Genomic DNA, 23,279 nt, shown 5'->3' on the forward strand with positions numbered 1-23,279 from the left:
GATTTTATAAAAAAATTGCTAGGATGTAATAATCTGCAATAGTTCGCTAAGTTCAAGACTAAATAGATATTCAATTTATTTTGCTAAAAATACTAGCTAGTGCAAATGAACTTAATGAAAAATATAAATTAGTTGGTTTATACAAAATTATATTTTGTATGCAAGCATAATAACAAATGCCTTGCAAGCATATGGCTTACAAGGCATGAGTTTCATTTTTATTTAAAAGTGCATGTTTTCCAAAAAAGGATAGAATTTTTCTTAGATAAACATATCACTATATCTAATTTACTTAGAACAGGTTGTTACGAAACTTGAATTGCCAAGGTTATTAAATGCTTTTAATTTAACTGTACCATTTACAGCAATTGGCTCTGTATATAAAGTAGAATTTTCGTTTGGTTCTGTTCCATCAGTTGTAAATCTGATTTCTAGCCCCGTATACAGGTTGTTAGCATACAGTTTCCCATCTTTTATGATTGCACCCGGTGCTGGAATTCTATAATTAATTCCACCCCAGTAATAATCTAGCTGTGGCATAGAGTGCGTACCTACGTAAGCAGTAAATTTTCCAAAGGCTTTGTTAAAGTCTTTCCATTGCTGATCTGGGTTGTTTTCGTTTGCCCAGTCAGGAGTACCTACCCAAGCTCTTTCAACTAATCCAAGCATTTTAGGGAAATAGTAATACTGCATCATATCAGTAGACTTTACTGTTTCTGTCCATAATTGTCCTTGAATACCGATTATGTTTTTCTGACTGTTATTATTCAGTTTGATTTTGCCATCTGTAAGCTCTGCTTTATCAAACTCTTTACCTATTACACTTCTTTCAGCAGTAAGAAAATGATTGTAAGGAACCATTTTATAAGAATCGCGAGCACTTACTAAACCACCCCAATAATAACCTCTGTCTCTAGGGTCTCTGCTATAGGCAAAATCAAAATAAAGGTTAGGTGCATTACTCATTACAGTTTTAATACCTGCATTTGCCAACAAATAAGGTAAATCTTCTACACCACCACCATAAATCGCATTCCACACATAAACTTGAATTCCATCCTTATCAACCGCTTCGTTAATCTGATGCTTTTCTCCATGATTTCTCATTTTTAAAGCAATCTCTTCCCAACCGGCTGGTGTTACATCGTATTTTTTAAGAATCTCACTGAAACGATTAAAGAAGTAACCAGATAATTCTTTAGGGTCATTATATTCCTCTGAGTTTTTTAAAAACTCTTGGCATAATGGAGAATTTGCCCAAGCTCCGGCAGGTACTTCGTCGCCACCAGTGTGTAAAATATTTAGTTTTAGATCTGCAGCTGTATACATATCTACTACTTCAGATATTACCACTTCAAGAAAATCGAAAGAAGATTCTCTACAAACACAAACTACATTATCGCCATAACCCTGAGCAGAGCTATAAGTAGAGGTGTCGTCTTCGTCGTTAAGCAGGTAAGCAAAAGCTCCTTTTTCATCACCTTTAGACATGTGCTTTCTGTATCTGTACTCCATTGCTTTAATAGCAGCACGAGCGTGTCCAGGTAAATCGAGTTCAGGAATTACTTCGATATGTCTTTCCGTTGCATATTTAAGAATTTCAATAAATTCTTCTTGGGTATAGAAACCACTACCTGGTAATTCTTCGTAAGGGCCAGAACCGTAAGAGGGGTATAAATGTTCAGCTTCGTCTAATGTGTGACCTCTTTTGCTACCATAAGCAGTTAGCTCAGGAAGAGATTTAATTTCAAGTCTCCAACCTTCGTCATCAGTTAGGTGAAAGTGAAACTTATTAAGCTTGTAAAATGCCATTAGGTCTAAAAGCTGTAACACTGCTTCTTTCGTATGGAAATTTCTTGAAACATCAAGGTGTAAACCTCTGTAATCGAAAGCTGGTGCATCTTTTACTGTAATTTCTTTTAGCTTTATTGCTGATGGTTTATCCTTTAGCTCAGTTGGAGGGATCATTCCAATTAGAGACTGAATACCATAAAATACACCAGCAGGATTTGTTGCTTCGATACTTACACCCTTTGTTGCTGAAACTTCAAGCTGATAAGCATCTTCGGTTTTGCCATTTACATTTTGAGATTTAACAGCGAGTGTAATATTTTTATCACCAGAAGGAGCATCAGCACTTGTTTTTGGTTTACTACCCAAAACTTTAGCAAGACCTTCTGCAAGAAAATCTGCTTCTCTTTTTAAGTCTTCAGAAGCATAGAAAATAGTAATGCCTGCATCAAAACTTAGTATATCGTTTTTGTAAGTATAGCTTACTGGTGTTGGAATAAAAGGAGGAATATCTTTCTCATCTATACCTTTATATTTCTCATTTTCCTCATAAATAGTTTGTGCAGTAGGCACTGGTAGAGTACCAGCTTCGCCTTTGGTAAGCTGTTCGGTTCTTTCGTAAGGTAAAACTTGATAGTTGTTTACTACTTTAATAGTTGCTTCATTATCTAATGTGAAATATAAGCCGCATGGTGCATCAGATTCTTTTATAATCCATGCTTCTGCTTCATATATTAGTTGGGCACTATCACCAGCAGCAACTCCTGTAAAATTGCTTGTGGGAACAACTCTGTAAAAATCTCCATTAATTCTTTCGATTTGAAGTGGTGAGTTCGCATCTACATGAATGTCTAGCGGTAACATGTTAAAATACAATGCCCAGTCTTTAGCTGGAAAATCTGCTCCGCTTTCATTCACAAAAGTAAAAGCTGCTTTGTAAATGTTTTTTCCTCCTACATTGTTTTCTTGAAGCTCCCAGCTAATTTTTAGATCATCCACTGAAAAACTTTTTGTATTTGAACTGTCTTGACAAGTAGAAAGTGATGCTACTACAGATAGTGATAATATAATTTTGCAAATGTTGCTGACTATAGAGTTTATAGCCCGGAATGTTTGTGTGGCGTTGTTGTACATTTGAATCTTTAGTTAATACCAACCAATGATAGTAAAAAATTAACTATGATCAAACTAGTGTGTGCCCTCACACCCCTTATTAGAGCGCTGGAAGGGGAAATGTAATATTTTAAATTACTTCGGAAAAAAATTCTATTTTTGGAGAATTACTAAAAAAATATGGAGTGAAAAAAATTCTACTGATCGCTAATTTACTAATATTACTTTACGGCTTGGCTGAGGCGCAAAAAAAGAATGAAAACTATCAACTACTCATTCAGAAAACATCTGATCGGATTGTTGTTGATGGAATTCTGGATGAAAACGCTTGGGAACAAGCTGAAGTTGCAGAAGATTTTTACATGATCCTCCCGATGGATACCAGTTTAGCTGAGTCCAAAACCACGGTGAGAATGAGTTACAATGATCAATTCTTATATATTGCTGCTGAACTCTTCGAAGATTTACCGGGAAATAACACTGTAGAGTCTTTGAGAAGAGACTTTAGTTTTGGTAGCAATGATAATTTTCTAGTTTTTATAGATCCTTTCGACGATCAAACCAATGGTTTCTCTTTTGGTGCCAATGCTGCTGGTGCACAATGGGATGGTCTTATGGCAAATGGAGGTTCTGTAGAGCTCAGTTGGGATAATAAATGGTATTCTAGTGTAAAACAATATCCAGATAAATGGGTGTTTGAGGCAGCAATTCCTTTTAAAACCATTAGGTATAAAAAAGGAATTACCCAGTGGGGAATCAATTTTAGCCGATTAGATTTAAAGCGAAACGAAAAATCTTCTTGGGCGCCAGTACCAAGGCAGTTCCCGAGTGCGTCTCTGGCATATACAGGTATTTTGCAGTGGGATGCGCCACCACCAGAAGCAGGGATGAATGTTTCGGTGATTCCTTATGTGCTTACCGATGTTCAAAAAAATTACGAAACAGGTGAATCTACTAATACAGGTGTAGAAGTAGGAGGGGATGCAAAAATTTCGATCACTTCTTCACTCAATTTAGATTTAACTGTAAATCCAGATTTTTCGCAGGTAGAAGTTGATCGGCAAGTAACTAACCTGAGCCGTTTCGAGTTATTCTTTCCGGAACGCAGGCAGTTCTTTCTAGAAAACAGTGATTTGTTTGCCAACTTTGGAACAGATAACCTTCGTCCATTTTTCTCGCGAAGAATAGGATTAAATAGCCCGATTAGATTTGGTGCCAGATTAAGTGGCAAGCTCAATAAAAACTGGCGTATTGGTGCAATGAATATCCAAACTGAAAAAGTGGATAGCCTTGGAATGCCCGCTTTCAATTATGCAGTAGCTGCTATTCAAAGACAAGTTTTTGCACGCTCTAATATTTCTTTAATCTATATAGATAAAGCAGCAATAAATTATACACCTGCTGCAACAGACGAAAATCAATTTTCTAAATACAATAGAAACTTGGGTGTGGAATATAATCTGGCGTCTGCCAATAACTTCTGGACGGGTAAAATGGTCTTACACAAAAACTTTAGGCCAGATGTAGATACAGCCACTTTTATGCACGCTACTGAATTGAACTACGATTCTAAAAATCTATCGCTCACGTGGCAGCATGAATATGTAGGAGAGAATTACAATCCAGAAACTGGTTATATTCCGCGTAAAGATTATATAAGAGGTAAGCCTGAATTTCAATATAGATTTTTCCCTAAAAACTGGAAAGGTGTAGTAAGTCACGGACCAGTTATCAATTCTGCATTATATTTTACTCCACAAAGAGACTTTACAGAATCTGAAACATATGCGGGTTATGGTATCAATTTTTTGAATAGGAGTCAGCTTTTGGCTTGGGGGCAACATAACTATGTGCAGTTGAGGCAAGATTTTGACCCAACAAACTCTAATGGAGAAGTATTGCTAGCAGGTACAGATTACTCTTGGAGAAGTGCAGGTATTCAATATGTATCTAAACCATATAGTTTGTTTACTTACAAAGTGGCCACTCAATATGGGGGCTATTTTGAAGGGGATCGATACAACCTCGATCTAACTTTTGGGTATCGGATACAGCCTTATGCTAGTTTGGCAACACAGGTTACCTATAACAAAATCTCTTTGCCAGCTCCTTTAAACAGTGCTGACTTTTGGTTGGTTAGCCCGAGGTTAGATATCACTTTTACAAATAAAATGTTTTTAACCACCTTTGTTCAGTATAACAGCCAAGCAGAGAATACGAATGTAAATGTGCGCTTCCAGTGGAGGTATCAGCCGGCCTCAGATTTATATATAGTTTATACAGATAATTATTTTCCAGAAGATTTTACATCTAAAAATAGAGCCTTGGTATTAAAATTCACCTATTGGTGGAACATTTAACTTGGTTAACAATTCTCAACAATACAGCCCAAAAACAAGAATTTTTCACAAAAAATAAACTTAATTTTGCCGTTTGCGTTTCTCATGCGGTACTAAAAAGTATTTCCGAGCAATGAGAAAAAATTATGTAATTACTTTTTGGTATTAAAGACATAACAATAAACACATAAATATGAACTTTAGGTGAAATCTGCTAGTAAGCAGTAATAACTCATCGATAAAGTCTATTAATACATAAACCAATACAAGTGTCAGAACAACCAATGAAACAATTAGATTATCCTGTAGTAAGCAGGCTGTTTCCTTACTACGGTGTTACATGTAAAATCAGTTTCGGCTGTTACGATGATGGAATGATTAGAGGATTTATTGCTATTCCATTTGATGAGCCAGTTTACCGATTTTCTTTTTCAAGCAGCATAGTTTATAACAAGTTTAAGAAGAAAGTACTCGAATTTTCCGATACAGAAATTCAGAATTATGTAGATAAAATTATAAAGTCAAATAAGGCAGATGGCCAACCGGGCTTTCTAGAATTGAAAGATGTAATTATTCCTTTCTTGCAAATTAGAAGATATACCTGCCAATAAATATGGCAGGTATTTTTTTGCTATTGGCTTTCCTCCGTATTAAAAAGAGGCCAGTTGGGGTCGTGAACATGAGCCGAGTTTGCAATATCTACCAAAGTTTTAAGTACTTCAGGTTCTTGGCTTGCCAAGTTAGTTTCTTCTGATGGGTCAGTATCGAGATTGTAAAGTTCCCAGTCACCATTCGGGTTTTTGTACACATTCGTTCTTACAGCCTTCCAATTATCTTTTCTTATAGCTTGGCTTTTTCCTCCTTCATAAAATTCGAAATAGAGAAACTCATTTGCTTTTTGTTGCCCACCTTTTAACGTAGTTAAATAAGAAGTGCCGTCAGTACTTTCTGGAACAGGTACGCCACCAATCTCGCAAGCTGTAGGTAGAAAATCTACAAAACTAGAAGCATGAGAAGAAGTACTGCCGGCTTTTATAGTTTCTGGCCAGCGAGCAATAAATGGAATTCTGATACCGCCCTCATACAAATCTCTTTTACCACCACGGTAAATGCCATTGCTATCAAAAAAGCGAGTAAAACCAACTGTTTCTTGCATTGGGCCATTATCGCTAGTGAAAATAATTAGGGTGTTTTCTCCTAAACCTAATGAGTCAATTTTCGCAGTAATTTTTCCCACATAGTTATCGAGTCTTTCTATCATGGCAGCATAACCTAAACTGTCTGATGCCCAGTCTTCATTTTTGTAACTTCCATAATCTGGCACCTCTTGTTTTTGTCCTTCAGGAGCTTCGCCATTGTTATGAGGAACAGTATAAGGTAGATATAGAAAAAATGGCGAGTCGTGGTTAGCATCAATAAATGAAAGTGCTTCATTAGTAAAAAGATCATTAGAATACTCTTTCTTTACAGTGGAATAACTGCCTAATCCGCTGTGCCAATCTGTACTATCTAAATATTTTACTTCATTGTCGAGATAGACTTTTTCTTCATTTTTTATCAAGTATTCAGGATAGTAATTATGTGCTAAAACCTGATCGGTGTAGCCATAAAAATAATCCCAACCTTGTTTGTTTGGGCTGCCTTCTGTTTCCACATTACCCAATCCCCATTTACCTATCATTCCAGTTGTATATCCACCTTGTTTCATTAACTCTGCAACAGTAACCATTTGAGAAGGCAAAGGCATTTGACCAGAAGGTTGCCATTGTTTATTGCCACGCACAGCCGCATGGCCCATATGCATACCTGTCATCAATACACAGCGCGAAGGCGCACAAACAGAAGTGCCTGCATAATGATCTGTAAATCGCATTCCTTGGCTTGCCAACTTATCTATGTCTGGTGTTTTGATGAGTTGTTGACCATAGCAACCAACATCGGCATAGCCCATGTCGTCTGCCATAATGTAGATAATATTCGGCTTGGTGCTTTTTACTTCCTTTACAGTTGTATTTTCATTCTGGCAAGCGGCCAGTATAAATAGAAATATCAGGTATGCTAAATTTTTCATCTATCATATTTTAAAATAATAATCTGAGAAATTTACAAAATTGCATACCTGATTCTATCCTGCTCTGGGCTGATGCCAGAAAAAACACAGACCAAAAGGAATAATCTTTTATGTAAGTAATTTTAAGGCTCGTTACTAGCTACTGTATTAGGAGAAGTAAACTTGTCAACCTGATGCTTAATCGGATCAAGACTCATTAAATAAGCATACATATCTGTAAGGTCTCGTTCTGAAAGTCCTGCATAGTAAGTCCATGGCATAAAGCTGTTAAACTCTCCTTGTTGAACTTCATAAGCGACAAAGCTAGAATCTTGAAATTGTTTAAACCTATCAACAAACTGGGCTTCTGACCATTTGCCTATACCTGTTTCTTGATCAGGAGTAATGTTTGCAGAGCGAACAACTCCACCAGTAGGTACTGGGAATTCAAAACCGCCAGCATAAGCCATGTCTTCTAAATACTGACCCTGCTCTTGCATGGTGTGGCAATCGAAACATGCAGCAGCGGTAATCAAATACTTTCCTCTACTTATTGCATCTTGCCCTTCGTATTTAAGTGAGTGTGTACCTTGTTGAGGCATCGTGTGTACAATAATATCTACTGGAAAATCTAATTCTCTTGCAGGAGTTTCTTTGGCAATAGGGTCTAAAGTTTTGATATAGGCAATGATAGAGTAAATATCTTCTTTTTCGAGTTGACCATAACTTGTGTAAGGCATAATCGGGAATAATGGACTGCCATCTTTACTTACACCAGCAGTTATTGCTCTGTAAAGTTCTCCATCTGTCCAGTCTTTAAGTGTATGTTGTGTGATGTTAGGGGCTATAAGGTGGCCGGGGAAGTTTAATTCTGGGCTCCATTTTTCTCCGCCACTGCCTTTGCTATGCTCAAAAGTTGGTCCGGTGTATTTTGTCCAATCTCTTTCAGCATGGCAGTCTAAACAACCCATTACATTGTTAGCAAGATATTCTCCTCGTGCTAATCTCTCAGGAGTGGTTTCAATAGTTAATTCAGGAGCTTCAATGTCTGGTAAATCCGTTTTTATATAGGTGATGGCACAAACCACAATTAGCAATAGAACTGTAAAAAACAGCGCAGCAATCTTTATTATGTTTTTCATTTTTAATTAAATTGAATAAGAATTCGTCTAACAGGTTAGTCTATGATTGCAAGTTGAAAGAATGGTTTGTTTGGGAAGATTGGATATTGCAATTAAGAATGACACTAATTCTTTGTTAGGTATGTATTGTGAATATATAAAAAATGTAACCTTCTGAAGCGGTTATTTGGGAGATTGTAGCAGCTTGTAAGCTAATTTAGAATTAGTTTAATTTTTTTTTAGACAACATGAAACTCAAATAAAAGTCTCTTGTGTTAGAGGTGTAAGTTCAACCATCTAATTATCTCCCACCCATACAAGGTGATTTTAAATATTTAATCCAGATTTTTTCTTTATTGAATAATAATCTTTTTAAGTTTATTAACCTATATTAAGAATAACCGATTTAGGAGAAAACTAGAGCGGTTTTTAGTTATGTGACCATCGATAATTAAACTTGTAAAGCCGTTAGTGTGCGGTATTATTTATAAGTTATTAACTAGAATCATTTGTATATATAAAACTTGAATATGGCTACTTACAAAATCAAAGTAAACGGAAAGGTGCATCAAGTAGACGTTGAACCAGATACGCCAATTTTATGGGTTTTGCGAGATAATCTCGATCTCGTGGGAACTAAGTTTGGCTGTGGTATAGCTCAATGTGGTGCATGTACTGTACATGTAGATGGTACTGCTATGCGTTCTTGCTCATTGCCTGTAAGCGCAGTAGGTGAACAAGAAATTGTTACGATCGAAGGTTTGTCAGAAAAAGCAGAACATGCTGTTCAACAAGCATGGCTGGAACACGATGTTCCTCAATGTGGATACTGTCAGGCAGGTCAAATTATGAGTGCTGCTTCGCTACTTTCTCAAAATCCTAACCCTACCGATCAGGATATTGATGATGCTATGAATGGAAACATTTGTAGATGTGGAACTTATGTGCGCATAAAAGCTGCCATTAAAACTGCAGCATCAAAAATGAGCTAACACTAAAAACCCGAATTTATGACATTGATAAAGACAAAATATAACAGACGATCATTTCTGAAGGTATCATCTGCTGCTGGTGGCGGATTAATGATAGGTTTTAACTGGCTGGCTTCTTGCCAACCGGCAGACAAGCCTGTTACAAAAGCTCCACCAAAAGAGTGGTTTGAGATTAATGCCTTTGTGAAAATAGGAGATAACGGACAGGTAACTATTATGTCGCCCAATCCGGAAATTGGCCAGAATGTGAAGACTTCTATGCCAATGATTGTGGCCGAAGAATTAGATGTAAATTGGAGCGATGTAACTGTAGAACAAGCTCACCTTAGCACTATAAAATATCAGCGCCAGATTGCTGGTGGTAGCCAATCTATCAGATCAGGATGGGAAAGTTTAAGAATGGCAGGTGCAACCGCCAAAAGGTTAATGATGGAAGCTGCTGCCAAGCAGTGGGAAGTACCTGTAACTGAACTTACTGCTGAAAATGGTGTGATTTCTCATGCTGGTTCTGGTAAGTCAATTGGATATGGTGAAGTAGCAAGTGCTGCTGCCAAGATTGAAGTGCCAGAAAAAATTGAGTTAAAAGATCCGAAAGATTTTAAAATTATAGGTAAAGCTACCAAGAATGTTGATGGTAAAAAGATTGTTACCGGTCAGCGTTTATTTGGATTAGACTTCAAAAAAGAAGGAATGCTTTACGCCATGATTATTCATGCTCCTGCTTTTGGTATGAAGATCAAAGATTATGATGCTACTGAGGTAAAAAGCATGCCGGGCATAAAAGATGTATTCACCGTTCAGACTGCGCCAGAAGAACCTCAATGGTCAGATGTAAATGGTTTCCCTGAGTTGGTAGCCATCGTTGGTGAAAGCACTTGGCAGGTAATGAAAGCCAAAAAAGCATTAAAAGTTAACTGGGAGCAAGATTCTGCGCCAGATAGCACAGACGATTATGTCGCTAGGTTGGACAAAGCTGTAAACTCTGGTGAAATGGAAGTTGCTAGAAAAGATGGTGACCCAGAAACTGCTTTTAAAAATGCAGCTAAGATTGTTGAGAAAACATTCAGTGCGCCATTCCTCCCTCATAACACCATGGAGCCGATGAACTTTTTTGCTGATGTTACCAGTGAAAAAGCAGATTTAATTGGCCCAATTCAAACTCCAGAAAGTTTGAGAAAAAGTGCTTCTATGTTGTTGGGTCTGTCAGAAGACAACATCAACGTAGAGATGACAAGAATGGGTGGTGGTTTCGGTAGAAGACTTTACGGAAACTTCGGATTAGAAGCGGCTGCTATTTCTCAAAAGATGGGTGCACCTATCAAGATGATTTACACCCGTGAAGACGACATGACTCAAGGTACTTACAGACCTGCCTACAATGTGAAATACAGAGCTGCTTTAGATGCCAACAACGAGTTAATCGGTTTCCATATTAAAGCGGCTGGTATTCAAGATTCTCCATTGTTTGCAAACAGATTCCCTGCTGGCGCTGTAGAAAACTACTTGGCAGAAGGTACCAGAATCGATTCTAATATCTCAACTGGCGCATGGCGTGCACCAAGATCAAACTTTGTGGCTGGTGCAGAGCAATCGTTTTTAGATGAAGTAGCAGAAGCTGCTGGTAAAGACCCAGTAACTTTCAGACTAGAGTTATTCGAAAAATCTATCAACAATCCAGTAGGTGAGAAGAATGACTACGAAGCAGAAAGATACGCAGGTGTTTTAAAATTACTAAAAGAGAAAGCCAACTGGGGCAAAGAAGCTCCGGGAGTTTATAGAGGTATTTCTGCTTATTTCTGCCATAACTCTTATGTTGGGCAAGTGGTAGATGTAGTAATGGAAAACAATAAACCTAAAGTGCAAAAAGTTTGGTGTGCTGTAGACTGCGGTATCGTAGTAAACCCAGAAGGAGCACTAAACCAGATTGAAGGCGGTATTGTAGATGGTATCGGTCATGCAATGTATGGTGCAATCACTTTTAAAGGTGGTTCAGCAGAGCAAAGTAACTTTGATAAATACAGACTGATTAGACATAGTGAAGCACCAGCAGAAGTAGAGGTTTTCTTTGTAGAAAATGGCTTACATCCAACTGGTTTGGGAGAACCATCTCTACCACCGGTAATGGCTGCTTTGGCAAATGCTATGTATAAAGCTACTGGCAAAAGATTATATAGCCAGCCTTTCGCACAGAAGGATATTGTAACAGGCTAATATCTAAATTTTGTACATATTTAAAAGCAGGTTTATGTTTCATAAACTTGCTTTTTTTATGTGGATTTCAATTATTCCTCTTTTTTATCCACCTTTTCTACAATAGATTTAAACTTGTCGTCAAACTTTTGGTTGAGCCATTCGTCTATTACATCTCGTCTAAATCGCCACTCTTTGCCTAATTTAACTGCGGGAATACTTCCTTTTTGCGCCCAAGTATAAATAGTCTGCGGTTTCATTTTCAGATAATTTGCTACTTCTTCTAGTGTCATAATATTATCCATATGTTGATTGAATTTTAGATAAAACCGATTATTCTATTTACTCCCGCTGCAAATCTATACTATCTGCTTTTACTATCGTATCTGGTGCTGGTTTTTTCAAGCTATCTGCCATATTCTCTTGTTCTTGAGACATATTCTCGTTGTTAAAGTTTACTGGTTCTTTTTTGTCTTTCTCAATTCCGAGTAAACTACCTATAGAAGAAAATACAGTCTGGTAAAAATTACCTCTGGTCTCTGTTCTGAATAGTTGAAAAGGCATATCTTTCGTGCCCACAAAAGGTCTCATGTTCCATGAAAGTTGGATGCCCACAAATGCAAAAATGACTACCCAAATCTTAAAAACAGTGAGTCCGATTTTAGGATAAATTTCTTTTCCTTCAAAAATGGTGGTAAGGGCATCTAAGACCACCTTCATTCCGAATACGCCAGAGAAGCCAAATACAAACACATGCAGCAATTGCAAGAAATGGTAATTGTCGCCAGACAGTTGGAAAAATAAAACGATAGGTGCAAATGCCAACATGGTGATAGAGAGCATTACAAAACCCGACAGCAGAATAATAAACAACTGCCCAATTTTAATTTTGGAGCCTAGTATAAGTTGGACAATGTAAAAGGATGGAAAACAGATAATCAAGGTCATCATAATTAGTAACCATAGTTTTAAGCCTGTGGTAAGTGCTTGGGGTAAACTGTTGTAGCTACCCATAATTACTCCATAGAAAAAAGTGAAGCAAAAAATAAGAATTACCTGAGCGAAAATAATTCCGGGTTTATAACCTGTATCGCTTAACCTGTTTAAAAATGTTTCCCGATTTTGAAGCACTTCCATGGCTTCTTTAAAATTTAGCGCTTTCATAGTATTAAAAAATTGACTGATGTTACACTATGAATATACTTATATTTTATTGTTTATTACTGTTTGTTGGTGTTTTATAAAATTTAATAATAGTTAATAGGCTATTTTGTTGTGATTAATAGAATAATTCAAATTTTTAATTTGATTATATTTAGGTAATTATTTGAAGTTTGATTTAGGGAAATGTAATTGGCTAACTATTAGCCTAAGTATTATGAAGGCAAAATCAATTATTACTTTTATTTTAATAATGTCTGTAGCATCAGTATATGGCCAGACTAATAAGGATAGCTTATTGGTTTTTGTAGGAGAAAAAATTGAAGTTGTAGCTGCTCCTGAGGAAAAGAAAGAAGAGTCAGTGAGAACTGTGATTAAAGGCAATGATACAAGTTATGTAAAACAGGTTACAATAAGAATGGATAGCAAATATATAGCAAAGTATAAAGTATTGCAGTTAATCAATAGTTCATATAGTAATGATACTATAGAGTTTGTAGTTTATGACCATTATGGTGAGCCTGCATTTGCTAAATATAGCACTGTATTATTGTTTGTTTCTTATTATAAGGGCAAACTATATCACGAAAAATATCAATTTTTCCCTTTGTATTTAACTACTGATAATAAATGGGCAAGTCCATACTCAAGCGAAGATTATAATCATTCTTATAAAGACAATATTACTGTTAAGCCTGAGAAAATTTCATTTAAAGATAAAGTATCTTATGAAATAGATAAGTTTCCATCAAAAAATATAGAGACTCGTTTTCCTAAACCTTATTATAAGATTAAGAATGGTAAAGCGATTGCCGTTTATGGGAATTATGTAAATGAACTTTTTATACTTAAGCAAGAGACAATATTAAAAGCAAGAAGGATATATTAATCTACATCTAAAGCAGATACTTTCTAGAAGAGCAACTCAATAGAATAAAAGATAGGCTAATAGATAAATTTATTTTATTCATGTTCAACCTTCAATATAGATGATTTTTTTAGTTGTGTTAATTTAAGCCAATCACTAAGGATATTTATACAATTTACAATCCTTGAAATTCATCTTTGATTTCCCACTTACCATTCACCTTTTCCAAATAATAGATGTTTGAGATCTGTTCTATATTCCAAAGTGTTTCATACAGAGCTTTATCTTTTTCTTTATTGAAATAGGGTTTAGAGGAAAAGCTTGTTCGCCTCCTTTTTAAATATCTAAATGCAAATCGACCAATAATTCTAGTATTTCTCATCTCCTTTTTGTTCCAACATGAATCTTGAGAATTGGAATAGTCTAATTTAAAACTGATACTATCTGATTTACTAATAGCACCACTATTTATTAACTTATGTAATTTATCATCCAAAATACCCTCATGTGTAGTACTTACTCTTTTATAAAGAAAATGATTTTTTGTAAGACGATGACCATCACCATGTATGCGGTTGTATACTTCATAGACTAAAGGATCAGAAATATACTTTCTGGAAGTACAACTCAATAGAATAAGAGATAGGCTAATAGATAAAATTTTTTTATTCATGTTCAACTTTCGCTTTAAATGATTCTTTTAGTTGTTTGATCGTCTTTTCTAGTTCTGATAGTAAAACTTTTTCACTATTCATAAAGTCAGAAGTGAGGAGTTCAAGTGTTCCGAGTACATCAATTACTTTGGTTTCGGAGTTAATAGAAATCATTTTATTGAGAATGGTTTTACCAAACTCTGCATTAAAATCAAGGTGTTTGTAGGTTTTAGAAATGAGATGAACCAACTCTATATCTGCTTCTTGTAAAGTTCCTGTAATCTTAGAACTCTCAAAAGCAATATCTTCAGAATTTGTGATTACAATACCCTGCCAGCCTTCAATGCTCATATGATGGAATTTATCATTTGAGATATAGGGTAAAAACATGTCTTGCTCGGTTAGCTTGCTTTTTAGACTATCGATACTAACACTTATTTGTTGATGATATTGATAAGATTTTTCTAAACTCGCTTTATTCGTTTCTAACTCTTCAAGAATATAAGAAAGCGATTTATTTACATTCTTATTTACCTTCTGTTGTGCTTTCCATTCAGATACATACATACCCAGAAAAACACCAAATGCCACAGTGATTAATTCTAAAGCATATTTTCCGAGTTGCTTTTTAATGCTGGTTAGATTCATATTTTGTTTTCTGTTTGTGTTAGAACATCCCACCACAATAACCATTACCAATTATAAAAAAAATACCAGCTAAAATAAATAGTATTTTTGCGGTTTTAGACTTCTTGTTTTTCTTTAAAACAAGCCCTATAATAAACATTAAGATAGCTGGAGATTGAATTGTTAGATAAAAAAGTACAATTTGAGATGTAGAAATTTCAAAACGCAATATTGTAAGCAGCACAGTAAATATATATTAGGTGTGATAATAATTTGGTAATAAAAATATCAGATATTGGAAATTATATGGGGTTTTTTATTAAAGATTTAAAAAAACGAACCACACACACCTGCACCAATTACAAAGTATATACCTGCAATAATGAATAATACTTTGGCTGCTTTTGGCTTACTCTTCTTAAGTGCAAAGCCAATAATAAGTAAAAGTATAGCAGGAGAATGCCCAATGAGGTATAGTACCAATATTTCTACAAACATGATTTCAAATTCTAGTAGTGGCATTGTATCAGTCTTGTTTTAGTTTTTCAAGATATGCTTGCTTTTCATCTCGGTAAAAGAGATTCATGGTTTCGAAAGGTATTATCTTGTTGTCTTTATTTACAATATGCACACAAGATTTTTTAATAGACCTCACATCAAAATTATAAGCATCTACAAATTGCATAATAATTACCCTGAACAAATTATCGTAACTCAGGCTTGGTGCTTCAATTTTTGGTAAGCAACAAAGAATAGAATGCAAACCTTCTGAAGCAGCCTCAGAGGATGTTCCCGTACTAAACAACTCAAACATTTTATTTCTTAAATGTTCATCTTGTTCATATACAATGGTGTTTTTGCTATTGTCTAATAGGTCAGCCGGATTAATGTAACGGGTAAGTGGCAGCACCATTCCTCTAAGTTTTAGTGCATAGCCCATCGCCAAAGCATCTGGGTTACAAGGCACTGGAATTATATCATCTTGGTTAAAAACCTTGGTTTGTTCCAGTATTTTTCTGCGTACTTCGGTTAGGGTAATTCTATCTGTTTGAGCATCAAAATTATCTAACCTACCTGCAATTTGTGTTGGTTGGAAAGTGACTCCTCGCACACATTTTTGCTTAAGGGCAAAATCGATTGTTTTACCAATTTCATCATCATTTAAACCTTTTTGCAAAGTAACCACCAATGTTGTTGAGAGATTTAACTCATTTAGATGCTGTAGTGCTTGCTCTCTTATCTTAAGTAAATCAGCCCCGCGAAGCGATTGCAACACTTCTTCTTTAAAAGAATCGAACTGCAAGTAAATTTCGAAATCAGGTGTGTAGCTTTTTAGTCGCTTAGCAAAGTCGAAATCTTTGGCAATTTTAAGTCCATTGGTATTTAGCATTATATGCTTAATGGGTAATTGCTTGGCATAATCGAGTATCTCAAAAAATTGCGGATGCAATGTAGGTTCACCACCACTAATTTGCACTACGTCGGGTTCTTTCTCATTAGCAACAATAGTATCGAGCATGGTTTTTACCTCTTCTAAAGTGCGATGCCTGCCATAGGTAGGAGAGGAGCCCGCATAACAAGTTGGGCAAGTAAGATTACATCGATCGGTAATTTCTACCACGGTAAGGCAAGAGTGTTGCTCGTGGTCTGGGCACAGTCCACAATCGTAAGGGCAGCCATAATGGGTTTTGGTATTAAACTTATAGGGCATCTCAGAAGGCTTATTGTAATTCCTGATGTTTTTGTAATACTCCACATCATCGGCAATAAGCACTTTGGAGTTACCATGCTCCGGACACCTTTTGAGCATGTATACCTTGTTGTTTTCAAATACAATTTTAGCATCAATCCGCTTTAAACACTCAGGACAGAGGCTTAGGGTAAAATCATAATAGGTGTACTTTCTGGTAGGCATGCTCAAAAAATTTTACGATTATTTTCCAATAGTATATCCAACAAATTATGCATAACCATTGGATGCTACTAAGCCCAAGTATAAAGAAAAGATTTGGTTTAATGAATTCTATGTTGAATCTGAAACCAAAATAAGTAAGCATAAAAATAATAAAGAGCTCTCCGTTTTTAAGTTTGTTTTTAGCTTTTAAGTGCCGAATTACAAAAAATAGAATAAGTAAAAATACTAGTTCATACAAGGCAATAGGATGCCTTAATACACCATCGCCCAGATTCACGCCTGTAAAAAAGCGAGTTTCTGAACCGTAAGTGAATTCGTTGGTGCCACTTAAAAAGCAGCCAATTCTACCTATAAAAATGCCTACAATAATTGGCAGGGTAAACAAATCACCAGAAGACTGCTCTTCGCCAATTATTTTCTTGGCGGTTTCTACTCCTATAAGCCCACCAAATAGGCCGCCCATAATGGTTTTAACATTGAGCAGGTATATAAAGCTTTCTGATGAAAAATTGATAACCGGATTTTCTAAGAAACCAAATAAACGCGAGCCCAGAAAAGAACCAATAATGGCTCCCAAAATAATAGACAAACGATTCCCACCTGAGATATGATCATCAGTTTTCTTCCTCAGAAATACATAATATCTGAAAGCAAAAAAAAATGATAAATACTCAGTAATTAGGTGGATATTGATTTTTATCCCAAAAAATACTGGTTCGACGGGGATGTTCAAGTTAGTGTGTTTTAGGCAAAGATAGGTCTCGATTGGAAAAACACCCCCTAAAGTTTAGTTAATCTGAAATTACGAATTACTCAGCAGCATAAATATCTTGCATATTTTTACCTGCTCCCAATACGCATTTTTTATTCACATAATCCACAATAATACCATAATCTCTCATGGCATCGGAGCCAATAATACCGCTTATTTCGTAGCCAGTTTTGCTTTTAATTGATGCTCTCAATTGTTGAAGCGGCGCACCAGCACAAGGAGTAGAAATGTATTTTCCTCCAATGTTTACATTAACATCGAATAGCATCCAAAGATTTAAGTTTTTGCCACCAAATCCATTAATGTTACGCGATAGCTTTTTGAAAACATTAAAAGCATAATCTCTTTTTTGAGTTAAGTCTAGCAATGTTATGCTTGAACCTGTATCAATTAAAAAGTATGCCTTTTTGTTGTTGAGTGTGCCTTCGACTACTGGCAATTTGGTGCTTAGCAGATCGATATGAACAGGCTTTTCTGAAAATGAGACAGTAAATTTTTGAGCACTTAAATGTGAAAAAGTTACTAAGAGAAGAATAGTAATTAAAAATTTCATTAATACTACATGTTTCTGATAAATTAAGTTGAGGCTCTGAAATAGAGCTCTGTTAGTGAAGGCTCATATTTAACTTAAATATCAAACATCGAAGTCTGAATACTTTAAAAATAACATATTTAATAAGTAAATAAAAGTGAGAATCAACGGAAAGTATATTTAGACTATCTTAATTGGGTAATCTACAAGTAAGGTTTATAGCCTGAAACGATAAAAACATGTAGTACATAATGCGTTAATTTTATCTGAAATTGAAGTACTCGTAAAATTGTAGCAAAATCAATTGAGTATTTAGATAAATTAAGGAAAAAGTACATCTACATTACTGATTTTTAAAAACAGGCAGATTAATATTGAGCCAAAATTGGTATAAGATTAAAATGAGAAAAAACTAGATTTTATTTAGAATTTTTTTGCATTTAAGTTTAGTTTATTGGCTCAAGAAGTTGATCCAAATTATTATGATGGAATGGTTTTATATAATTGATATCAATGTTGAGTATATGGAATAAGGCTTGAGTGTGTCAGAATTCTGAATAATCTTTAGATATATTGAGTGCAACAAAGCGGCTAATTATGAAGAGTAGTGAGGGCTATTTCTTTACTATTTGGATTCCTCTCTCTATGAAGAAAAATAGAGAGAGGAATTTTTATATAGAATAAACTAGGATAATGTACTTTTTACCTTAACAAACCATATTAAGAAATCTCTACAGAAATATCTATACAATATCATGCGCCACTAGCAAACAAGGCTTTTCGTCTGGCTACTACTAGAACTGCAAAGCAAATAAGACCAATTACTAAATATCCGGCGGCTATTTCTAACTGGTGAGTAGGCTGAAATAAAGCTACTAATCCATAGCTGAGCATTGAGGTAACAAGAAAGGTTACACCTCCAACTAGACCACTGGCAATGCCTGCTGAACGAGGGAACCTACTAAGGGAATAGGTAAAATAGTTATTGAATATAAACCCTGCTGCCAAATGAACCAGAAAGGCAAATGCTATTAGACTTGCTAAAGTAGACATCTTAAAAGAGGAGGCTAACATGGCAACAATGGCAAACAACTGTAAGAAATTGGCTAACCTAAGCTTTGGAATAAAGGGTTTATTAATTAAAAATCTGCCTGCAAATCCACCGCACATCCAAGCAATACCCATAGCCAAAGAGGCATAACCAGTTACTATTGGTGAGTAATCTAAGGTATGCTCGATTATAAAAGGGCCTGTGAGACTATAGAAAATTACAATACCATAACTTAAACCACACATTAAAATGCCTATGGAGAAGTCTGGTGTTTTTAGCATGTTGGAAAACTCTTTCACCAAAAATTCGGGTTTAAAAGAGCTTCTTGTTTTTAAGGTTTCACCAGAGAAGAAAACTTCTAAGATAAACAGTAACAAACAGTATACTGCCAAAACTAAAAAGTTAGCTTGCCAGCCATAGTTTTCTTGTAAAAATCCGCCTAAAAATGGTGCTACAATTGGGCCTAAAGACCATACAATCGTCATGATGCTGAGGTAATGCTTTCGCTCTTCACCTTCGTATACATCTACAAAAAATGTTCTCTTCGCTACTACAACTCCACCAGAAAGTACTCCATGAAAAGCCCTCATGGCGTAGATAACATAAATATTTTCGGTATTGGCTGTAATCCAAAAGGTGATGGCAAATAATAGGAGAGACCATGTAGATAATTTGTATCTGCCAAAAGCATCAATTAAAGCACCTGCAAAAAACTGAGTAATTCCATAACTAATTAAGAAAATGCTGATAGTTAACTGTATGCTAGATTCTGGTAAATTCAGTTCGCTAGCCATGCTAGGCATGGATGGGATATAAATATCTGTAGCCAATCCAGAAATTGGTACAATGGCAAAAGCCAAAAAAGTTGCCACACTCCGGTGAGCCGGCTTTAGAAATTTGCTTAACATAGTTTGTTATGAAAAAACTGGGAAAGATTTTAATTCAAAGCACTGTCAGACTGTAACTGAATAATATATTGAAAAGTTTCGATATATTGAGAGAGGGTGAACTTGTTAGTATAAATTAGTATTAAATTAACATAATAACAGTTATATATTATTTGTAAAAATTTGATAATCATGTAGTTAACCTATTATTTAATACTCCAAACCTAACATACATACCGTGATACTTTGCTTGATTAAACATATTATTGTTAAGATTTTTAAAAGTTATTGAGATTGTGTATTTAACCTTTAATTAAAATCCCTTTTATCAAGTCTTTTTGGATTTTAATTTTTGTGCTTTTTTCTCTGTTACCTTCATGAATTTTAGCTGTAACAAAGATATAATCAGCTTTTATTTGCTTTAGCTCCATTTCTTTTATCTCAATGTACTTTTGCTGATCGTCTGGATGTGTACTTATTAAATACTGTTCTCTTAGCAGAGCTTCATCATCGTAAATCTTCCATTCTTCGATAAAGCTAATTGCTTCACCATCAATGTTTAAATTGATTGTATCTCTACCTGATATTAATAAAACAATCGGTCCATGATAATTGTAAACTGTATCATTTTCGTTTGACTTAAAATCAATCCTGATTTCTTTTAGCAAATAAGTAGAGTCAATACTATCTATAGGTATATAAACTATATCCCATCCTCCTTGAGAAAAGGCAACACCATAAGTAAATAATAAAAATAATATGACTTTAGCCTTTAACATTATATTTTATTGCTGATAGCGAAACACCGTCTTAATTGGTTCTTAAAACTACATCTGAAAAAATATTTACACTTTTGAATGAGAAAGACACAGTATTATTTACATATGTATCTTGAAATTTGTCTAAAAAAAGTTATTGTTTTGTGCTAAAAGAACATCAACTTTCAATAGTACAATCCATATAATTATATATTTAATTATCCCTTTTACTATAATTGTGCAGTATCTCTACTCCGTCGAGACTTCTAATTTTATAGTTGTTAATGTCCTTGTCTTTTTATTTTCAAAAGTTTTGAGAGTTACATAATACCATTGATTTTCAGGAATATCAATTTTGAAAACCTCATCTACTTTGTGGTCACGTACTGCATTCTCAAATTCTGATACCATATCTCCTTCTTTGAACCAACCTAAGTCTCCATTACTAGGATTTCTATCCATATTATATTTTTTATGTAATTCATAAAAAGGTACGCCATTGCTTAATTGCTTTATAACCAGATCACGCAAAGAATCAATTTGTGTCACTTCTAATCTATTTCCATCGAAAAATATATAGCTTACTCTAAATTCAAGTGCTGTATTTTCTTCGATAGCTTTGTAGTAGATTATTTTTGTCGGCTCTTTTATTTTTAAAGTTTCACCTATCTGCAGATTTCTAAGTGATTTCTCGAAAGTGGAATCATTGGAGTTTACTTCATAAATTTCAACATCCCAATCAGGCTGTTTTTCTTGTAACTTTAAAGCATCTTCTATTGATGAGACTTGTTTGAATTGCGTTTTAATCTCTTTTTTGTTTTGTCCTAAGAGTGTTAAATATGAGAATAGTAATACAAATATTAGGATACTTTTCATGCTTGATTATTTATCTGGTAACTTAACTAAAAAGCAGTTTTCTCTTATTGTGAAATTATTGATGGATTTAAATTCGTTCTTTTGTTAAATAAAAGAATTCTCTTTCTAATTCGTGTTTAAGTTTAGTTATACTCTTTCGCATCATTATATAGGGCATTCCTAGCATAAACAAACTATGGAATAGTATAAATGGAAATACAAATTCTTGTGCATTACCATTAATTTTTTCTGCTGATAGAATAGCGAAAACAATAAAGATTATCACGAATGACTTATTAAAGGCTTTCTAAAGTCTACTCTCAAGTTGTGTAATGCAGTAGCTATCATCATCACTGAATCCCTAACATCTTCGGTTCTCAATCTAATTTTATTACGAATGATTTTTAGCCGTTTAACACCAGCAAAAGCATGTTCAATACGAACTCTCAAACTATTGATGACTTGATTGATCTGCTTTTGCAGATCTGTCAACTTTGCATTTTTTGGTGTTTTGTAAGGGAGTATGATATTGGGATGGTTATGTTGTGCTCCTTGGAAACCTAAATCAGCTAACAGATTAATAGACATTGCTTGTATATTCAAATCATTCCAGATAGTTTTATCATGGATACTACCTTGGTAGGCAGGTGTCATGTAATGGATATACCCCGCTGAATCCCCAATTGCAAGATGTTTGCAGGTGTGTAACTTTTTCTTGCCACTGTATTCTTCACTCTGACCCTCAGCGTCACAACGACGGGGAACTATACGCTCCGTTACGTCAACAAGCAAATAATCATAGGACTCATTAGCTTTGAACCTACCCATCGATTGGGGCATATACCCCAAATGATGCAAGGTTTCCTGTAATACAGGAAGTAAGAACCTGACCCATTCACTCACCTTGCTCTGTGTCATACCAAAACAGGCACCATGATAAGCTTGATTAGGGTTTTCTTTCAGATACATTAAGATAAAGTCGAGCTTAGCATGACTGCCGTAAAGGCTACTATTGCCATGTTCTTTATATGCTCGATAAACCCTACGTTTTCCTTTAAGTGTCATAGTGCTACATTTTTGACTGACTCGTTGAGAAAAAACATTCAAAATCTTTCTGTATTCTGTTTGGTTCAGACTCGTTAATGCTCTAAGTTTAGTATCGGTTGTCATCTGTATGGCTTTGTTAGGTTTCGCAACCATAAGCTAATACTTGGCAACCGTTTTCTCCTTAATATTTTATTCGTGATATCCTTTAATAGAGGTATAAATGATTATACAAAAAATATAGTATGGTATCATTAAATTATTAAAGCCATTTATTTCAGTATTTATAAACAGTAGTTTATCTTTTTGAATAAATACACCACTTGCTTGAGCCATACTAATATTTGAATCAAAAAACTTTCTTTTGGGTTTGATTTTAAAACCGTCTGAGTTTACATATCCCCTATATTCTTTTTTACTAGAAAAAAACATATCTAAAAATGAGCTGTTCCTCTCGTCAACAGTTTCTTTTAATCGATTCGCAAAAGTCGATTGCGGTATTTCTAACTCAGTTTGGAGAAAATCTATGAGTTTTAATTTCAATAATAGCTTTTTCACAA

At 35.0% G+C, this 23,279-nt stretch carries 21 protein-coding genes; 5 read left to right on the top strand and 16 right to left on the bottom strand.

The window, feature by feature from the left end; translation table 11 throughout:
- Positions 1 to 288 precede the first annotated feature (288 nt).
- The gene (locus OQ292_RS35360) at positions 289 to 2,790 is read right to left on the bottom strand and encodes a family 20 glycosylhydrolase (RefSeq protein ID WP_284688984.1); all 2,502 of its coding nucleotides are present in this window, start codon (positions 2,788 to 2,790) and stop codon (positions 289 to 291) included.
- A gap of 299 nt (positions 2,791 to 3,089) precedes the next feature.
- Between OQ292_RS35360 and OQ292_RS35365 the strand changes: the two genes are divergently transcribed.
- Positions 3,090 to 5,264: a DUF5916 domain-containing protein gene (locus tag OQ292_RS35365; protein WP_284688985.1), complete on the top strand. Its 2,175-nt coding sequence runs from the start codon at positions 3,090 to 3,092 to the stop codon at positions 5,262 to 5,264.
- Positions 5,265 to 5,527: 263 nt separating this feature from the next.
- Entirely contained in the window at positions 5,528 to 5,854 is a 327-nt protein-coding gene (locus OQ292_RS35370) for a hypothetical protein (RefSeq protein ID WP_284688986.1), read from the top strand.
- A 20-nt stretch (positions 5,855 to 5,874) separates the two neighbouring features.
- Here OQ292_RS35370 and OQ292_RS35375 read toward each other — a convergent pair whose 3' ends face one another.
- Both OQ292_RS35375 and OQ292_RS35380 read right to left on the bottom strand, forming a co-directional pair.
- Positions 5,875 to 7,314 (bottom strand): arylsulfatase, encoded by a 1,440-nt coding sequence (locus tag OQ292_RS35375; protein WP_284688987.1) that lies wholly within the window; start codon positions 7,312 to 7,314, stop codon positions 5,875 to 5,877.
- A gap of 122 nt (positions 7,315 to 7,436) precedes the next feature.
- On the bottom strand, positions 7,437 to 8,435 hold the full coding sequence (locus OQ292_RS35380; RefSeq protein ID WP_284688988.1) for a c-type cytochrome: 999 nt from the start codon (positions 8,433 to 8,435) through the stop codon (positions 7,437 to 7,439).
- Positions 8,436 to 8,944: 509 nt separating this feature from the next.
- Between OQ292_RS35380 and OQ292_RS35385 the strand changes: the two genes are divergently transcribed.
- Complete coding sequence (locus tag OQ292_RS35385; protein ID WP_284688989.1) at positions 8,945 to 9,406, top strand: (2Fe-2S)-binding protein; 462 nt, start codon at positions 8,945 to 8,947, stop codon at positions 9,404 to 9,406.
- Positions 9,407 to 9,424: 18 nt separating this feature from the next.
- Entirely contained in the window at positions 9,425 to 11,617 is a 2,193-nt protein-coding gene (locus OQ292_RS35390; RefSeq protein ID WP_284688990.1) for a xanthine dehydrogenase family protein molybdopterin-binding subunit, read from the top strand.
- Between the two features lie 71 nt (positions 11,618 to 11,688).
- Here the strand turns inward: OQ292_RS35390 and OQ292_RS35395 are convergent, their stop codons facing one another.
- Positions 11,689 to 11,901 carry a helix-turn-helix domain-containing protein gene (locus tag OQ292_RS35395; protein ID WP_284688991.1) on the bottom strand — a complete coding sequence of 71 codons (213 nt, stop codon included), beginning with the start codon at positions 11,899 to 11,901 and terminating at the stop codon, positions 11,689 to 11,691.
- A gap of 37 nt (positions 11,902 to 11,938) precedes the next feature.
- Positions 11,939 to 12,760: a hypothetical protein gene (locus tag OQ292_RS35400; protein ID WP_284688992.1), complete on the bottom strand. Its 822-nt coding sequence runs from the start codon at positions 12,758 to 12,760 to the stop codon at positions 11,939 to 11,941.
- 214 nt (positions 12,761 to 12,974) lie between these two features.
- On the opposite strand from OQ292_RS35400, the gene OQ292_RS35405 reads away from it, so the two are divergent.
- Positions 12,975 to 13,646, top strand: a complete 672-nt coding sequence (locus OQ292_RS35405) for a hypothetical protein (protein ID WP_284688993.1) — start codon at positions 12,975 to 12,977, stop codon at positions 13,644 to 13,646.
- A 154-nt stretch (positions 13,647 to 13,800) separates the two neighbouring features.
- Here the strand turns inward: OQ292_RS35405 and OQ292_RS35410 are convergent, their stop codons facing one another.
- The 11 genes from OQ292_RS35410 to OQ292_RS35460 form a co-directional block, all read right to left on the bottom strand.
- Positions 13,801 to 14,298 carry a hypothetical protein gene (locus tag OQ292_RS35410; RefSeq protein WP_284688994.1) on the bottom strand — a complete coding sequence of 166 codons (498 nt, stop codon included), beginning with the start codon at positions 14,296 to 14,298 and terminating at the stop codon, positions 13,801 to 13,803.
- Positions 14,291 to 14,926: a hypothetical protein gene (locus OQ292_RS35415; RefSeq protein WP_284688995.1), complete on the bottom strand. Its 636-nt coding sequence runs from the start codon at positions 14,924 to 14,926 to the stop codon at positions 14,291 to 14,293. The genes OQ292_RS35410 and OQ292_RS35415 overlap by 8 nt, the downstream gene beginning before the upstream one ends.
- A gap of 306 nt (positions 14,927 to 15,232) precedes the next feature.
- On the bottom strand, positions 15,233 to 15,427 hold the full coding sequence (locus OQ292_RS35420; RefSeq protein ID WP_284688996.1) for a hypothetical protein: 195 nt from the start codon (positions 15,425 to 15,427) through the stop codon (positions 15,233 to 15,235).
- 4 nt (positions 15,428 to 15,431) lie between these two features.
- The gene (locus OQ292_RS35425) at positions 15,432 to 16,820 is read right to left on the bottom strand and encodes a radical SAM protein (protein ID WP_284688997.1); all 1,389 of its coding nucleotides are present in this window, start codon (positions 16,818 to 16,820) and stop codon (positions 15,432 to 15,434) included.
- The gene (locus tag OQ292_RS35430) at positions 16,792 to 17,553 is read right to left on the bottom strand and encodes a prolipoprotein diacylglyceryl transferase (protein ID WP_284688998.1); all 762 of its coding nucleotides are present in this window, start codon (positions 17,551 to 17,553) and stop codon (positions 16,792 to 16,794) included. The genes OQ292_RS35425 and OQ292_RS35430 overlap by 29 nt, the downstream gene beginning before the upstream one ends.
- Before the next feature lie 76 nt (positions 17,554 to 17,629).
- Positions 17,630 to 18,145, bottom strand: coding sequence for a pepsin/retropepsin-like aspartic protease family protein (locus tag OQ292_RS35435; protein ID WP_284688999.1), 516 nt, complete (start codon positions 18,143 to 18,145; stop codon positions 17,630 to 17,632).
- 732 nt (positions 18,146 to 18,877) lie between these two features.
- Positions 18,878 to 20,083, bottom strand: a complete 1,206-nt coding sequence (locus OQ292_RS35440; RefSeq protein WP_284689000.1) for an MFS transporter — start codon at positions 20,081 to 20,083, stop codon at positions 18,878 to 18,880.
- Between the two features lie 281 nt (positions 20,084 to 20,364).
- Entirely contained in the window at positions 20,365 to 20,841 is a 477-nt protein-coding gene (locus OQ292_RS35445; RefSeq protein ID WP_284689001.1) for a hypothetical protein, read from the bottom strand.
- Between the two features lie 228 nt (positions 20,842 to 21,069).
- Entirely contained in the window at positions 21,070 to 21,696 is a 627-nt protein-coding gene (locus OQ292_RS35450; RefSeq protein ID WP_284689002.1) for a peptidylprolyl isomerase, read from the bottom strand.
- A 261-nt stretch (positions 21,697 to 21,957) separates the two neighbouring features.
- Positions 21,958 to 22,845: a transposase family protein gene (locus OQ292_RS35455; RefSeq protein ID WP_284689003.1), complete on the bottom strand. Its 888-nt coding sequence runs from the start codon at positions 22,843 to 22,845 to the stop codon at positions 21,958 to 21,960.
- A gap of 66 nt (positions 22,846 to 22,911) precedes the next feature.
- On the bottom strand, positions 22,912 to 23,277 hold the full coding sequence (locus OQ292_RS35460; protein WP_284689004.1) for a hypothetical protein: 366 nt from the start codon (positions 23,275 to 23,277) through the stop codon (positions 22,912 to 22,914).
- Between the last annotated feature and the right edge of the window lie 2 nt (positions 23,278 to 23,279).

The organism is Chondrinema litorale (genome assembly GCF_026250525.1).
Taxonomy (GTDB): domain Bacteria; phylum Bacteroidota; class Bacteroidia; order Cytophagales; family Flammeovirgaceae; genus Chondrinema; species Chondrinema litorale.

Excerpts from the sequence above, each read along its gene's own strand:
- OQ292_RS35370 (WP_284688986.1), top strand. The coding sequence starts at position 5,528 with ATGAAACAATTAGATTATCCTGTAGTAAGCAGGCTGTTTCCTTACTAC.
- OQ292_RS35375 (WP_284688987.1), bottom strand. The coding sequence starts at position 7,314 with ATGAAAAATTTAGCATACCTGATATTTCTATTTATACTGGCCGCTTGC.
- OQ292_RS35380 (WP_284688988.1), bottom strand. The coding sequence starts at position 8,435 with ATGAAAAACATAATAAAGATTGCTGCGCTGTTTTTTACAGTTCTATTG.
- OQ292_RS35385 (WP_284688989.1), top strand. The coding sequence starts at position 8,945 with ATGGCTACTTACAAAATCAAAGTAAACGGAAAGGTGCATCAAGTAGAC.
- OQ292_RS35390 (WP_284688990.1), top strand. The coding sequence starts at position 9,425 with ATGACATTGATAAAGACAAAATATAACAGACGATCATTTCTGAAGGTA.
- OQ292_RS35395 (WP_284688991.1), bottom strand. The coding sequence starts at position 11,901 with ATGGATAATATTATGACACTAGAAGAAGTAGCAAATTATCTGAAAATG.
- OQ292_RS35400 (WP_284688992.1), bottom strand. The coding sequence starts at position 12,760 with ATGAAAGCGCTAAATTTTAAAGAAGCCATGGAAGTGCTTCAAAATCGG.
- OQ292_RS35405 (WP_284688993.1), top strand. The coding sequence starts at position 12,975 with ATGAAGGCAAAATCAATTATTACTTTTATTTTAATAATGTCTGTAGCA.
- OQ292_RS35410 (WP_284688994.1), bottom strand. The coding sequence starts at position 14,298 with ATGAATAAAAAAATTTTATCTATTAGCCTATCTCTTATTCTATTGAGT.
- OQ292_RS35415 (WP_284688995.1), bottom strand. The coding sequence starts at position 14,926 with ATGAATCTAACCAGCATTAAAAAGCAACTCGGAAAATATGCTTTAGAA.
- OQ292_RS35420 (WP_284688996.1), bottom strand. The coding sequence starts at position 15,427 with ATGCCACTACTAGAATTTGAAATCATGTTTGTAGAAATATTGGTACTA.
- OQ292_RS35425 (WP_284688997.1), bottom strand. The coding sequence starts at position 16,820 with ATGCCTACCAGAAAGTACACCTATTATGATTTTACCCTAAGCCTCTGT.
- OQ292_RS35435 (WP_284688999.1), bottom strand. The coding sequence starts at position 18,145 with ATGAAATTTTTAATTACTATTCTTCTCTTAGTAACTTTTTCACATTTA.
- OQ292_RS35440 (WP_284689000.1), bottom strand. The coding sequence starts at position 20,083 with ATGTTAAGCAAATTTCTAAAGCCGGCTCACCGGAGTGTGGCAACTTTT.
- OQ292_RS35445 (WP_284689001.1), bottom strand. The coding sequence starts at position 20,841 with ATGTTAAAGGCTAAAGTCATATTATTTTTATTATTTACTTATGGTGTT.
- OQ292_RS35450 (WP_284689002.1), bottom strand. The coding sequence starts at position 21,696 with ATGAAAAGTATCCTAATATTTGTATTACTATTCTCATATTTAACACTC.
- OQ292_RS35455 (WP_284689003.1), bottom strand. The coding sequence starts at position 22,845 with ATGACAACCGATACTAAACTTAGAGCATTAACGAGTCTGAACCAAACA.